This is a genomic window from Nocardiopsis sp. NPDC007018, from assembly GCF_040635075.1.
Taxonomy (GTDB): Bacteria; Actinomycetota; Actinomycetes; order Streptosporangiales; family Streptosporangiaceae; genus Nocardiopsis.
On sequence record NZ_JBEYHA010000012.1, the window covers coordinates 122,944 to 136,259 of the forward strand.

The 13,316-nt window shown below is 73.0% G+C and carries 10 protein-coding genes and 3 tRNA genes; 2 read left to right on the forward strand and 11 right to left on the reverse strand.

The window, feature by feature from the left end; translation table 11 throughout:
* Positions 1-25: 25 nt before the first annotated feature.
* The 9 genes from ABZ635_RS09455 to ABZ635_RS09495 form a co-directional block, all read right to left on the reverse strand.
* Positions 26-976 (reverse strand): alpha/beta hydrolase, encoded by a 951-nt coding sequence (locus ABZ635_RS09455; protein WP_357761452.1) that lies wholly within the window; start codon positions 974-976, stop codon positions 26-28.
* A 198-nt stretch (positions 977-1,174) separates the two neighbouring features.
* On the reverse strand, positions 1,175-2,101 hold the full coding sequence (locus tag ABZ635_RS09460; RefSeq protein ID WP_357761454.1) for a universal stress protein: 927 nt from the start codon (positions 2,099-2,101) through the stop codon (positions 1,175-1,177).
* Between the two features lie 243 nt (positions 2,102-2,344).
* A complete protein-coding gene (locus tag ABZ635_RS09465; protein ID WP_357761457.1) occupies positions 2,345-3,139 on the reverse strand; it encodes an SAM-dependent methyltransferase in 795 nt (264 codons plus the stop codon).
* A gap of 143 nt (positions 3,140-3,282) precedes the next feature.
* Positions 3,283-5,553 (reverse strand): sel1 repeat family protein, encoded by a 2,271-nt coding sequence (locus tag ABZ635_RS09470; RefSeq protein WP_357761460.1) that lies wholly within the window; start codon positions 5,551-5,553, stop codon positions 3,283-3,285.
* A 131-nt stretch (positions 5,554-5,684) separates the two neighbouring features.
* Positions 5,685-7,160 carry an ABC transporter ATP-binding protein/permease gene (locus ABZ635_RS09475; protein ID WP_357761463.1) on the reverse strand — a complete coding sequence of 492 codons (1,476 nt, stop codon included), beginning with the start codon at positions 7,158-7,160 and terminating at the stop codon, positions 5,685-5,687.
* A 17-nt stretch (positions 7,161-7,177) separates the two neighbouring features.
* Complete coding sequence (gene thpD / locus ABZ635_RS09480) at positions 7,178-8,086, reverse strand: ectoine hydroxylase (RefSeq protein WP_357761466.1); 909 nt, start codon at positions 8,084-8,086, stop codon at positions 7,178-7,180.
* A gap of 353 nt (positions 8,087-8,439) precedes the next feature.
* Positions 8,440-8,513 (reverse strand) — tRNA-Val (locus ABZ635_RS09485).
* A 13-nt stretch (positions 8,514-8,526) separates the two neighbouring features.
* Positions 8,527-8,597, reverse strand: a tRNA-Cys gene (locus ABZ635_RS09490).
* 40 nt (positions 8,598-8,637) lie between these two features.
* Positions 8,638-8,710: transfer RNA gene (locus ABZ635_RS09495), tRNA-Gly, on the reverse strand.
* A gap of 207 nt (positions 8,711-8,917) precedes the next feature.
* Here ABZ635_RS09495 and ABZ635_RS09500 point away from each other — a divergent pair.
* Positions 8,918-10,111, forward strand: coding sequence for a molybdopterin molybdotransferase MoeA (locus ABZ635_RS09500; RefSeq protein WP_357761469.1), 1,194 nt, complete (start codon positions 8,918-8,920; stop codon positions 10,109-10,111).
* 61 nt (positions 10,112-10,172) lie between these two features.
* Here ABZ635_RS09500 and ABZ635_RS09505 read toward each other — a convergent pair whose 3' ends face one another.
* On the reverse strand, positions 10,173-11,864 hold the full coding sequence (locus tag ABZ635_RS09505) for an MFS transporter (protein ID WP_357761471.1): 1,692 nt from the start codon (positions 11,862-11,864) through the stop codon (positions 10,173-10,175).
* A gap of 190 nt (positions 11,865-12,054) precedes the next feature.
* On the opposite strand from ABZ635_RS09505, the gene ABZ635_RS09510 reads away from it, so the two are divergent.
* Positions 12,055-12,606 carry a TetR/AcrR family transcriptional regulator gene (locus tag ABZ635_RS09510; protein WP_357761499.1) on the forward strand — a complete coding sequence of 184 codons (552 nt, stop codon included), beginning with the start codon at positions 12,055-12,057 and terminating at the stop codon, positions 12,604-12,606.
* A gap of 28 nt (positions 12,607-12,634) precedes the next feature.
* Here the strand turns inward: ABZ635_RS09510 and ABZ635_RS09515 are convergent, their stop codons facing one another.
* Entirely contained in the window at positions 12,635-13,132 is a 498-nt protein-coding gene (locus tag ABZ635_RS09515; protein WP_357761474.1) for a GNAT family N-acetyltransferase, read from the reverse strand.
* Between the last annotated feature and the right edge of the window lie 184 nt (positions 13,133-13,316).

Genomic DNA, 13,316 nt, shown 5'->3' on the forward strand with positions numbered 1-13,316 from the left:
TCACTCGAAGTCCCCTGTTTCCCTGTCATTCCATGAGGTATCGCGGTTCTTCCCAGGCGGCGCGCAACGCCGCGACCTGCGCGCGCCGGAACTCCCGGACGACCCCGGCGCGCGGGACGTAGGTGTCGAACCCGTGGAAGGCACCCGGAACCACGCTCGTCGCGCAGGGCACACCGGCCGCGCGCAGTCGCTCGGCGTACGCCAGGTCCTCGTCGTGGAACAGGTCCAGTGTGCCCACCCCGATCCAGGCCGGGGGCAGACCGGACAGGTCCTCGGCGCGCGCGGGAGCGGCGTAGGGGGAGACCCCCGCACCTCCCGGCTCGCCGCCGAGGTAGGAGCGCCAGGCGAACCGGTTGCTGTCCACCGACCACATGCGCGCGCCGAGCCCGTCCAGGTCGGTGCGCAGGGTCGTGCGGTCGTCGAGCATCGGGTAGACGAGCAGCTGGAACAGCGGTCGTGGGCCGCCCCGGTCCCGGCACATCAGGGCCAGGGCCGCCGTGATGCCGCCGCCCGCGCTGGCTCCGCCGATCGCCACCCGGTGCGGGTCGATCCCCAGCTCCCCGGCCCGGTCCGTCATCCACCTGAGCGCCGCGTGGGCGTCCTCGACCGGCGCGGGCGCGGTGTGCGGGGGCGCCTTGCGGTAGCGGAGCGCGACCACGGTGGCGCCCAGCTCGCGGGCGAACTCGATACTGCCGCGCTCGTCCTGGACCGGGCTACCGAAGAGGTACCCGCCACCGTGGGTCCACAGCAGGGCAGGGGAGGGGCCGGTGAGCGCACGCGGTCGGTAGAGCCGGAGCCCGACGGGCGCCGCGCCCTCGGGGCCGGGGGCGGTGCGCTCCTCGACCACCATGTCGGCGGGCACCCGCACCGGCCGCATGCGCTCGGTGAGCCGCCGGGTCAGGCGGGCCGTGCGGGGGCCGAACGACGGGGTGGGCAGGAACCGGGCGGCGGCCAGGTCGGGGTGCAGCTCGGGCATCGTGTTCCTCGGGCGACGGGTGAGGGTCGACGGCGCCACGCCGCGTCGCCGGCCGGGCCCGGCCGGGCCGGAGCGTTCGCGCCGAGGTCCCATGACGACCACCCCAGGGGGGCGTCGCGGTTGCGGAGCATTCCTCCTCAAAAGGAACTCCGCGGGACACGGCGGTGTTCCCCGGGGGATTTCCCCCGGGGGCTCGGGTCAGCCGCGCGGGCGGGGGCTCCTCGGCAGGACCGTGACGGGGACGGTCGCGCCGTGCAGCACCCCCTGGCTCACCGACCCCAGGAGCAGACCGCGCACGCTTCCGCGCCCGCGCGAACCCACCACGATCAGGTCCGCCGTCGCACCCGCCTCCACGATCGCCTGGGCGGCCTCCCCGCCCACGCGCACCACCGAGACCCCCACGCCTTCGGTACCGTCGTCCACGACCCTCTCCAGCATCTGCGACACCATCTCCTGCGACCGCTGGTCCAGCAGGTCGTCCGGCGGTGCCCAGCCGCCCCCGGCCGCCGAACCGGCGTCGAACGGCGGCGTGACGCCCCAGCCGTGCACCACCACGACCGAGCCGCCCTCCGCCAGCGACGCCTCGCGCAGGGCGAAGGCCAACGCGCGCCGCGAGTCGTCGGAACCGTCCACGCCCACCACGATCCGGCGCGGCGGTATGGTCGGCGCCTCCGCCTCGGCACCCGGCACGACCACCACCGGGCACTCCGCCCGCGCCGCCAACCGGACGCTCACCGAGGCGTCCAGTACGGACCGGGCCGCGCCGAGTCCGCGCGATCCCACCACCAGCAGGTCGTCCGGACCGGCCTGGCGCAGCAGCGCGGTGCCCGGGTCCGGTAGCGCCAGGACCTCCTCCACGGTCAGTCCGTCATGGCGGCCGCGCACGTGCGCCGCCGCCGTGGACAGCACCCCGTGCCCGTGCGTGGTGACCTCCTCCGGCGGCGGAACCCGGGTGGGTCCCGCGTACAGGGACATCACGAGCGGCATCGCCAGCGCGTACACCACGTGCAGCGGCCACCCCCGGCGCTCCGCCTCGGCCGCCGCCCAGAGCAGGGCCCAGGACGCGGTGGGGGACCCGTCGACCCCCACCACCACCTTCGGCGTGACCTTCCCGTCCTCCACCATCGCCAGCCCCCTCCGGCAGCGGCCGCGCACGTCACGGCCCTGCCGGGAGTCTTTCACCCGGCCCTGCCCGATCCCAGCCCGCGACGCGTGTCGCCCCGGTTCCCGCCCCGGACCACCCGGCCGGACCGGGCGCCGCACCACCTGAGCGGCGGCGCCTGGGTCCGCTCGACCTCGCGGGGCCGCCCGACACCGTGCTCACCGTCAGGGGCGGGCGCGGCGGCAGACGGCACTCCGCGCCGCCGTTCACGGTTTGCGGGCGACCCCGCCGAACTCGTCCATCTCCCGGTGCGAACCGATCTCGTGGGGTTCGGGCCGCCACAGCGGAATGGACACCACCCCCGGCTCGACCAGCTCCAGCCCCTCGAAGAAGCGCTCGATCTGCTCCGGCGTGCGCAGGGTGATGGGGTTGGACGACTCCGCGTTCCACTGGCTCACGGCCTCGGCCATGGCCGGACCGGTCACCGCGTTGGTGGAGTGCGTGATCACCACGTGGCTGCCGGAGGGCAGGGCCGCCACCAGTTCCCGCACGATCTCGTACACGGTGTCGTCCGGGATGTGGAAGAGCACGCCGAGCAGTGTGAGGGCGACCGGGCGGGTCAGGTCCAGGTGCTCGGCGGCGGCGCTCAGGATGACCCCCGGGTCACGCAGGTCCGCGTCGACGTAGGCGGTGCGCCCCTCCGGCGAGCTGGTCAGCAGTGCCCGGGCGTGCGCCAGTACCAGGGGGTCGTGGTCCACGTAGACCACGCGCGACTCCGGTGCCACCGCCTGCGCGACCGTGTGCGTGTTGTCGGCGGTGGGCAGGCCGGTACCGATGTCCAGGAACTGGCGGACGCCGCCCTGAGCGAGGAAGCGCACGGTGCGGTGGAGGAACGCCCGGTTCTGCACCGCCATCTCGCCGATCATCGGCAGCACCGACAGGATGCGGTCGCCCAGCTCCCGGTCGGCCGGGTAGTGGTCCTTGCCGCCGAGCCAGTAGTCGTAGATCCGAGCCGAGTGCGGCTCGGACGTGTTCAGGGTGTCGTGGGGGGTGTGCGACACGTGTCTGCCTTTCCTTGGGGTGAGCGGAACGGTCGGTGCGCCGGGGCACCCCGTGCCTGAGCCGGACCCTACCGTCGGCCGCCGCCCGCCCCGCGCCCGGGCCCGCCCGGCGAGGCGGAGCCCGGCGACGGCCCGGACACCGGTCAGTCGTCGTCGTAGGAGGACCCGGACGACGAGGAACCGTAGGAGGAGGACGAAGAGGAGTCGTCGTACGAAGATGAGGACGAAGAGGAGTCGTCGTACGAAGAGGAGGACGAGGAGTCGTCGTACGAGGACGAGGAATCGTCGTAGGAGCTGGAGGAGCCGCCCGAGTACGACGTCCCGCCCGAGTATGATGCCCCGCCCGAGGAGGAACGCCCCGACGGCGAACCGCCGGAGGAGGACGGCCTCCTGGGCGGCTCGTCGGGGTCGGGCCGCGTCTCCGTGTCCGTCTCGACGGCCACCTCGACGCTGAGCGGCTCCAGCGCTTCGGCGGCGTCCCCGTCCCGCTCGTGACGGAGCCGCCACTCGACGAGTGAGGCCAGCTCCTCGACCGGCTCGGAGGCGCGGGAGAGCACGTCATTCCACACACGGGCCCGCCCGTCGCGGCCCAACGCCCTGTGCACACGCGGCATCCTCCGGGCCGCGTCACGGGAGCCGCGCCGCACCGCCTCCTCGTAGAGCGTGAGCGCCGCCCTCCACCGGTGTTCGTTCTCCAGGGTGCGGCCCATCAGGTACAGCGCGGGCAGGTATCCCGCGATGGTCACCCGGCGCGCCCACGCGCTCTTGCGGAACCTGGAGGAGAGCCACGTCATGTGGGTCGCGTCCACGACGATCTCGAGGATCTCCTCGGGGTCCGGCCTCCCCGTGGAGAACGCGTCGAACAGGGCGTCGACCCCGCTGTAGAGCCGACCCCAGGTCTCCAGGCAGGCGTGCAGGAGCATCGCGTCCTCGTCGCCGCCCGCGGCCGCGGCGTCGAGCCAGCGCAACGCCCTCCGCTCGTCCCGCTCCCGGTAGGCGAGCAGCCCCGCCAGGAGGGGGTCGACCTCCGCGCCCTCGCTGTGGGCCCGCCGCAACAACAGACCGGCCTCCTCCGCCTCCGACCCGTCCCCCTCCAGGGTGATCGACCCGAGCACCTCCCCGAGCCGCGCCATCGCCTGGGGGTCCTTCGCCGAGGCCGCCGTGCGCAGGAAGGGCAGGGCGGCCGTGCGGTCCCCGGACTCCAGCGCCAGGGACGCCATGCCCATGTTGGACCTCACGTGTCCGGGGACGCGGTCGAGGAGCCGCGTCCACGCGTGTTCGGCGGCGGTGGTCCGCCCCGACTCACGGGCGGTGTGGCCGAGGGTCGCCAGGTACGGTGCCGGGACGCGGTGCGGGAGCAGGTTCCACACGACCGTGGGCACCTCGGCGCCGGTGGTGTCCCGGGCCCACTCCGAGACCAGGTGCTGGTGGGGCACGAAGGACCGCTCGTCCACGCCGGACAGGCACCCGGCGGCGGCGCCCGCCGGATCGGTGGCCCAGGCGAGGGCCCGCTCGAACGCCCCCTCCTCGGCCGTGCTTCGTTGACCCGGCTCGAGGTAGTGCCAGTGCAGGTCCTCCAGCAGGTCCCGGGGCAGGGGGGCGCGGTACCCGAGCCTGCGCGCGTCCACCGCCGCCGAGACGACGGCGGCCCCCCGCGCGTGCTGGCCGCCGATCGCGGAACGCCAGCGGCGCAGGACGGCCGGGGCGTCCGTGATGTCCGCGGCGAAGCCGTTCACGGCGTCGGGGGTCAGGGCCCGGGAGATCCGCTGGTCGTCGGCGCGTTCGCGCGCCCGTTCCCGCTCCTCCCCGTCCAGGTCGCGGTCGACGTGGAACCGCTCGGCCCGGTCGTCGACGATCCGGGACACGGTCGTCGCCATCTGCTGGGGGAGGTCGGCGCGGATCACGGAGTCCAGGGTGACGACAACGCACACACCGGGGTCGCCGGGCGGGCACAGCTGGTCCACGAGGCGCTCGGTGAGGGAGCCCGCGGCGAGGAGGTGGTCCGCGTGGTCGAGCCACACCACCGTGCCCCGGGGGAGGACGTACTTCCGGGAGACGGCGCGCAGGAGCCACGCGTGACTCGGGACGAGCAGGCGGTGGTCGGGGACTGTGCGCCGGATCGCCTCGTAGGCCGACCGCGTCTTGCCCGAGACGGACTCGCCCTCCAGGACCACCAGGCCGCCCGCCAGGATCGCCCGGTCCAGTGCCTCGTCGAAGGAACGCGGCACGTAGGCGGGCAGCGGCTCCTCCTCGGGGTCCTCGGTCGGTCGAGCCGGGCCCACACCGAGTTCGCGCCCGTCGGTCCAGTCCCGTACGCGGTCGCGTGCCTCCGGGACCTCGGGCCCCTTGCGGCGGCGTTCCCGCCACCCCCGGACCATGTCAGGCAGGGAGAAACGCGGCTCTCGTGTCGTCATGCTGAGGGGGTTCCTTTCGGGGGGAGGGGCGGCCCGGGGCCGTCTCCCGCCCTCCTTCCCCGACGACGGCGGGCGACGCGCCCCGCCGACCGATCCGTGCTGACGTCACACACCGGAGGGCGCCCCCGAGCCTAGGGCGTGCGGCGGCGCAGGGTGAGGGAGGCCAGCAGCACCGCGCCCACGGTGAAGGCGGCCACCACCAGCAGCGGACGGTAGACGTCCCAGGCGGGGTCACCGGCCGCCACGGCGTTGACCGCGTCGATCGCGTGGCTGAGCGGCAGCCAGTCGGAGACCGCGTACAGCACGTCCGGCATCTGGTCGCGCGGCATGAAGAGCCCGCCCAGGATGATCTGCGGGAACACCAGCACGGGCATGAACTGCACGGCCTGGAACTCCGTGCGCGCGAAGGCGCTGGCCAGCAGTCCGAGAGCGGTGCCCAGCAGGGCGTCGACGACCGCGACCAGGCCCAGCGTCCACAGCGGCCCCTCGATGTCGAGCCCGCACACGTACACGGCGAACAGCACGGTGACGAAGGCCTGTGCGACGGCGGCCAGTCCGAACGCGAAGGCGTAGCCGAAGATGAGGTCGAATCTGCCGATCGGGGTCGACAGGAGGCGTTCGAGCGTCCCGGAGCGGCGCTCCCGAAGCGTGGTGACACTGGTGATCAGGAACATCACCACGAACGGGAAGAGGGCGAGGATCGCCGGGCCGATACCGTCGAACACCGTCGTGTCGGTGAAGAGCCAGGCGAAGAGACCGACGAGCAGGCTCGGTGCCACCAGCAGCAGCACGATCGACCGGGGGTCGTGGCCGAGCTGGCGCAGGACCCGTCCGGCCGTGGCGAAGGTGCGCGTGGGACTCAATCCGGCCCCTCCCTCGATCAGGGCCAGGAAGGCGCGGTCGGGGTCGCTCGTCCGGGTCTCGGAGAGCAGGCGCTCGGGCGTGGTGTCGGCCACGAGGCGCCCGTCGCGCATCAAGAGCAACCGGTCGCAGCGCAGGGCCTCGTCCATCACGTGGCTGGAGACGACCAGGGTCGCACCCTCGGCGGTGAGCGATCGGAACACCTCCCACAGCTCCTCGCGCAGCAGCGGGTCGAGGCCCACGGTGGGTTCGTCGAGGACGACCAGTTCGGGGCGGCCGAGGATCGCGACCCCGAGCGAGACCCTGCTGGCCTGACCGCCGCTGAGCGCGTCGACCCTGCGGGAGGCCTGGTCGCGCAGGTTCACCTGGTCCAGGACGCGTCCGACGTCGGCGCGGGAGGCGCCGGTCAGCCGCGCGAAGTAGCGCAGGTTCTGTTCGACGGTGAGGTCGGAGTACACCGACGCGGACTGGGTGTCGTAGGCGACACGGTGGCGCAGCGCCGGGGTGCCCGCCTGCTCGCCGAGCACCGTGACGCGACCCGACCGGACGCGCTGCGTACCGACGACGGTCCGCATCAGGGTGGTCTTGCCGCACCCGGAGGGGCCCATCAGGCCGGTGACACCGCCTCGGGCCACCTCCAGGTCCAGTCCGTCGAACACCGTGCGACCACCGCGCCGAACCCGCAGGTCGCGAACGACGACCGCGGGTTCGGGCGAGACCGTGGCGGCACGGGAGCCCCGGTTCATTGCGTGGCCTCGGCGGGTCAGGACTTCAGCGGAGTGAAGTCGCGCGCGGCCACGAAGTCGGGACGGCGCTCCCGCGCGGAGAACGGCTCCACGAGCGCGTTGTCCACGCTGTTGAACACCACGAAGATGTTCGATCGCGGGTACGGCGTGATGTTGTTGCCGGACCCGTGCATGCTGTTGCAGTCGAACCACAGGGCCGAACCGCTCGGGCCGGTGAACTGCCCGATCCCGTGCCGACGGGCCAGCTCCGCGATGTCGTCCTCCTGGGGGACACCGACCTTCTGGGCCTTCAGCGAGGACCGGTAGTTGTCGTCCGGGGTGCGTCCCAGGCAGGGGACGAACGTGCGGTGCGCCCCCGGCATGAGCATGAGCCCGCCGTTGTAGGGGAGGTTGTCGGTCAGCCCGATGGACAGGCTGACCGCCGCCATCCCGGGCATACCGTCCTCCGCGTGCCAGGTCTCGAAGTCCGAGTGCCAGTAGAACCCGTTGCCCCGGAACCCCGGCATGAAGTTCACCCGGCTCTGGTGCACGTAGACGTCCGAGCCGAGGATCTGCCGGGCCCGGTCGAGGACGCGGGGCTCCTTGACGAGCCGGGCGATCCGGTCACTGAACAGGTGCGCGTCGAAGACGGACCGCACCTCGTCGGAGGCCGGTTCGGTGATGGTGCGCTCGTCGGCGCGGATGACGGGGTCCTCGACCATCGCGCGGAGCTCGTTCAGGGCGGCGGAGACCTCCGACGTGGTCAGCAGGTCACGTTGGATGTGGAAGCCGTCGCGTGCGTGTCGGGTGAGCTCCGCGGCGCTCGCGGGCCCCTTCGCCACGCCGGGCCAGACGGTCGGCTCGTGGCGTTCGATCCATCCCCGGCCCTGGGCGGGCTCCACACGGGTGGGGTAGTGGTCCTGGATACGGGCGTCTACGAGTGTCACGGCAGACCCCTCCTTCCGGTGTTCCTTCTCTTCCTCTCGGGTGGTCCAAGGCGTACTGGTGCGTCTCGCGACCGGGGACGGTGTCCGTCCCTGGCCTGTGGCCTGCCCGGGGGAGAGGGCGGGTAACCACCGCCGCGGGTCGAGGCGGTGCCCGGGAACCAGCGGGGGGACAACGGGGTTCCAACGGGGGTTGTACGGCCGGAACATGGAGTGGATCGGGTCGGCCAGCGGGCGCCTACGGAGGGTCTGCCCGCCGTGCTGTGGGCCTCGCGGAGGGAAACACGGCCCAAAATCCTCCCGGGGGCACGAAAAAGCGGAAGCGGGCCCCCGTGGGAACCCGCTTCCGCGTGATGTGGGCGATACAGGACTCGAACCTGTGACCCCTACCGTGTCGAGGTAGTGCTCTAGCCAACTGAGCTAATCGCCCCAGTGAGACTGGGAGGTGGAGACGGGATTTGAACCCGTGTAGACGGCTTTGCAGGCCGCTGCCTCGCCTCTCGGCCACTCCACCGAGTACACGTGGGACGGTCTCCCGCCCCGCGTCTCCTCCGAGCGGACGACGGGATTCGAACCCGCGACCCTCACCTTGGCAAGGTGATGCTCTACCAGCTGAGCCACGTCCGCTTGCTGCCCGGCCCGGCCCCCGTTTTCCGTTGGCCCCGCCTTGCTGCTGGTACAGACTTTAGCGGAGATTCGACAGACGGCAAATCGGAGCTCGGCGGGGTGGTGAGCCGGTCCCCTGGAGGGACCGCCGGGGGCGGTAGCGTCCGCGTCAGGTGCGTCGGGCGCGGCTCCGGGGCACACCCGGCGACGGAGTGGACGGAAAGTGGCATGGACATCCCGGTGGCGGACGGTGCGGCGTGTGAGGGGCACGGAGGTGCCGTTCCCTGGGAACGGGCGCGTGAGCGGGCGCGAGGGCTCGGCGCGCGGTCGCGCGTTCCCGTGCGCGAAGTCCCGTTGAACGGGGCCCTGGGCGGAGTGCTCGCCTCCGAGCTGAGGGCGCTGGTGGGACTGCCCGCCTTCGACGCCTCGGCCATGGACGGGTTCGCCGTCGCGGGGGAGGGGCCCTGGCTGCTGGTGGGCTCCCAGCTGGCCGGGGCGCCGGTGGCCGGGCTCGCGCTGGGCGCGGGGGAGGCGGCGGAGGTCGCCACGGGTGCCCGGGTGCCGAAGGGCACCGAGGCCGTCCTGCCCTACGAACGGGCGGAGGTGGTGGACGGCTGGGTACGCGGCGACGCGCTTCCGGGGCGGCACGTGCGCTGGTCGGGGGAGGAGACCGCGCCCGGCGAGCGGGTGCTCCCGGCGGGGGCCGAGATCGGTCCGGCGGTGCTGGGGCTGGCGGCGAGCCTGGGCCACGACACCCTGGGGGTACGCCTGCCGACGGTGTCGGTACTGGTCACCGGGGACGAGATCGCCGGGAGCGGGTTGCCGGGCGAGGGCATGGTGCGTGACGCGATCGGCCCGATGCTGCCCGGGATGCTCGCCTGGGCGGGGGCGCGCCTGGAGCGGGTGCGGGCGTTGGGCGACGGCTTCACGGACCTGGGTGAGGCGTTGGCCGCGTCCGGGACCGACGTGGTGGTGGTGTGCGGGTCGTCCTCCAAGGGCCCCGCCGACCACCTGCGGGAGGTGCTGCGGGGGATGCGCGCCGAGGTGGTCGTGGACGGGGTGGCCTGCCGCCCCGGGCACCCCCAGCTGCTCGCGCGCACGAAGGGCGGGGTGGTCGTCGGGCTGCCCGGCAACCCGAACGCCGCGCTCGTGGCCTCGCTCACCCTGCTGGTGCCCCTGTTGAGCGCGATGTCCGGGCGGCCCGACCCCACCGGCGGACTCGCGCGGGTGCCACTGGCGGGCGAGGTGCGCTCCCGGCCGGACGACACCCGCCTGGTCGCGGTACGCGTGAGCCGGGGCCGGGCCGAGCCCGTGGGCCACGACCGCCCGGGCAGCCTGCGCGGCGCCGCCCTGGCCGACGCCTACGCGGTGGTGCCCCCCGGGTGGGACGGCGGCGAGGTGGAGGTGCTGCGCCTGCCCTGAACACGTGCGGCCCCCGGGGGATCACTCCCCCCGGGGGCCGCGACACGGTGACCGGAGCCGGTTAGCGGACGGGTCCGTTGGCCTCCAGGGAGGAGGCGGCGGCCCCGTCAGCGGCCTCGGCGTCGACGGCCTCCCCGGGCGCCTCGGCGGCCTCCTGGGTGACGGTCGCGGTCTGCGGGACGTCCACGGCGGGGTTGCCGTGCCCGCGAAGCAGGAACCAGGCCTGGGCGGCCGCGGCGAGCACGATCACCACGGCGATGGCGGAGGTCAGGTGCATCCCGTCGGTGAACGCCAGCCGGGCCGCGTCCATCAGCGCCTCACCGGGCGCGCCGCCGATGTCGGCGGCGGTGTTGGCCGCGCCGCCCAGGGTCTCCCGGGCGGCCTCGGTCGCGCCCTCGGACACCCCGTCCACCTCGGTCAGGTGGCCCCGGTAGAACGCGGTCAGCACACTGCCCAGCACGGCGACGCCCAGCGCGCCGCCCATCTCGTAGGCGGTCTCGGAGATCGCCGACGCGGCGCCCGCGCGCTTGGGCGGGGCCGCCGACATGATCGCGCCGTTGGTGAGCGTCTCGGCGAAGCCGGTGCCCAGCGAGATCAGCACGAAGGCGGTGATCACGAGCGCCACGCCCCGGGTGGCGTCGTCGGCCGGGGTGAACACCAGGGCGCCGAACCCGGCCGCCGTCACGATCAGGGACACCCCGATCACGGTCGACAGGCTCAGGTGGCGGGCCACCCGGGCGGCGACCAGACCGGCGACGATCGACAGCAGCAGGCCCGGCAGCAGCACCATCCCGGCGCGCATCGGGGAGATGCCGAGCACCAGCTGAAGGTACTGGGTGAGGAAGAACAACGACCCCACCAGGGAGAACACGATCATCAGGTTGGTGACGACGGCGACGCTGAACACGCGTGAACGGAACAGGTGCACGTCGATCAGCGGGTCCCTGAGCCTGCTCTGACGGCGCACGAACAGGTAGCCCAGGGTCAGGCCGAAGACCAGCGACACGATCGGCAGGACGTCGAGGCCGCCGGTGGCCAGCTTCTTGATGCCGAAGACGGCGGGCAGCATGGCGCCGAGCGACAGCAGGACGCTCAGCAGGTCGATCCGGCCCGAGTCCGGGTTGCGCGACTCCCGCACCAGCAGTGGCACCAGGACCAGGATCAGCGCCATCACGGGCAGGTTGATCAGGAACACCGAGCCCCAGAAGAAGTGCTCCAGCAGCCACCCGCCGAGGATCGGGCCGAGGGCCGCGCCGCCGGAGAACCCGGACGCCCAGATGGCGATGGCGAGCAGGCGCTGGCGCGGGTCCAGGAACAGGTTGCGCAGCAGGGACAGGGTCGAGGGCATCAGCGACGCCCCGGCGACGCCCAGCAGGGCGCGGGCCACGATCAGCGTCTCGGCGTTGGGCGCGAAGGCGGCCAGCAGGGAGGCCGCGCCGAAGGCGGCCGAACCGATCATGAGCAGGCGGCGTCGGCCGATCCGGTCGCCGAGCGAACCCATGGTGATCAGCAGTCCGGCCAGGATGAAGCCGTAGATGTCGATGATCCACAGCAGCTGGCCCGAGGAGGGGCTCAGCGCTTCGCTCAGGGCCGGCACCGCGAAACCGAGCACGGTCATGTCGACCGAGATCAGCACCACGGGCAGGACCAGGACGGCGAGTGCGGCCCACTCGCGCGGGCCCGCGAGCGCGGGCGGGGACCCGTTGTCCCCGTGCGGGTGGGTGGCGCCGTTTCCGGCCTTGGCGGAACTCATCTTTCCCTCGTCATCGCTTGTGGTTGCGCGCCCTCGGAGCGAGGGCGCGGGCCCGGCGGGAGTCGGTGCCGACCGGGCTGGGTCGGGACGGGAAGTCTGGTCGACCGGGGTGCGGCACGGTGGTGCGGGCACGCTCCGGGACTCTTCGACCGTCCAGCCGGTACAGTACCGTCCGGCCGGTACAGTGTCAATCGTGAGTACATCGACGCGAGACAGAATCCTCGACGCCTTACAGGACATCCTGATCGCCGAAGGTTATTCCTCGGTGACCCTGGAGGCCGTCGCACGCGACGCCGAGGTGTCCAAGGGCGGACTGCTCTACCACTTCCCCTCCAAGGCGGCCATGATGGTCGGGCTCATGGAGCGCGTCCGCGCGCTGGCGGAGGAGGAGTTCCGCGAGGCGGTGGAGAGCGACGAGGGCGTGGTCCGCTACTTCCTGCGCACGTCGCTGCCGCAGACCGCCGTCGAGGGCGAGCTCTACTGGGCGGTCATCGCGGCGCTGCGGAGCAAGGAGGACATCCCCCCGGAGGCGGGCGCGCTCGTGAAGGAGCTGTTCACCCGCTGGGGTGAGCTTTTGCACGCCGAGCTCGCGGACCCCGTGCTCGCCGAGACGATCCGCCTCGCCGGGGACGGCATGTACATGTCGTCGATCGCCGGACTGGGCAGCCCCGACCCCGAACTGACCCAGCGGGTCGTCGACCGCCTGGTCGAGGCCTCGGACCGGGTGCGCCGGGAACAGTGAGCCGGTCGGCCCCGGTGGCGGGGCGGGTTCACACCCGGGCCTCGAACACCTGGACCTCCTTGTCGCGTACCGGCACGCGCACGGTCGGAGTGAACCCCTGGCGCTCGTAGTAGCGGACGAGGGAGCCGTCCCCGCCCGACCAGCAGTCGACGCGCACCAGCGAGACCCCGCGTTCGCGGGCCTGGGCGCGGGCGTGGTCGAGAAGACGGCCGCCCACGTCGCGCCCGGAGTGTTTCCGGTCGACGACGAGCAGGCGCACGTAGACCTCGGGCTCGTCGACCGGCGGGGAGTAGTCGAGCCCCGACGACCCGATGACCAGGGCGCCCGCCGCGGCACCGTCGACCTCGGCGATCCAGAGGCCGTCCGAGACGAGCGAGCGGACCATCGCGACCCTCTCGGGGATCTCCGACCAGGGCCGGGTGCCCCACTGGTCGGCGGAGCCGCGTTCGGTGAGCCAGACGACCGCCTCGTCCAGGAGCCGGAGGACCCGGTCGGCGTCTTCGGCGTCGCCCCGTCGTAGTCGCATGTGCTGGCTCCCTGGCGCAGTGGTGATCCCGGACCTCGGAGAACCCTAGATGAGTAATTCCCAGGGGTGCGTGGTCTGAGCATGAGGCGAGGGAGCCCATGGTCTTGTTGTGACGCAACACCTGAACTCCCTCGCCCAAGCACTCTACGCCAGGACCGAACGCCTCCTGCAACACCGCCCGGAC

Bases quoted from the DNA above. Each gene is read 5' to 3' on its own strand.
- ABZ635_RS09475 (WP_357761463.1), bottom strand. From the start codon at position 7,160: ATGAACCGGGGCTCCCGTGCCGCCACGGTCTCGCCCGAACCCGCGGTC.
- ABZ635_RS09470 (WP_357761460.1), bottom strand. From the start codon at position 5,553: ATGACGACACGAGAGCCGCGTTTCTCCCTGCCTGACATGGTCCGGGGG.
- ABZ635_RS09505 (WP_357761471.1), bottom strand. From the start codon at position 11,864: ATGAGTTCCGCCAAGGCCGGAAACGGCGCCACCCACCCGCACGGGGAC.
- ABZ635_RS09455 (WP_357761452.1), bottom strand. From the start codon at position 976: ATGCCCGAGCTGCACCCCGACCTGGCCGCCGCCCGGTTCCTGCCCACC.
- ABZ635_RS09460 (WP_357761454.1), bottom strand. From the start codon at position 2,101: ATGGTGGAGGACGGGAAGGTCACGCCGAAGGTGGTGGTGGGGGTCGAC.
- ABZ635_RS09515 (WP_357761474.1), bottom strand. From the start codon at position 13,132: ATGCGACTACGACGGGGCGACGCCGAAGACGCCGACCGGGTCCTCCGG.
- ABZ635_RS09500 (WP_357761469.1), top strand. From the start codon at position 8,918: ATGGACATCCCGGTGGCGGACGGTGCGGCGTGTGAGGGGCACGGAGGT.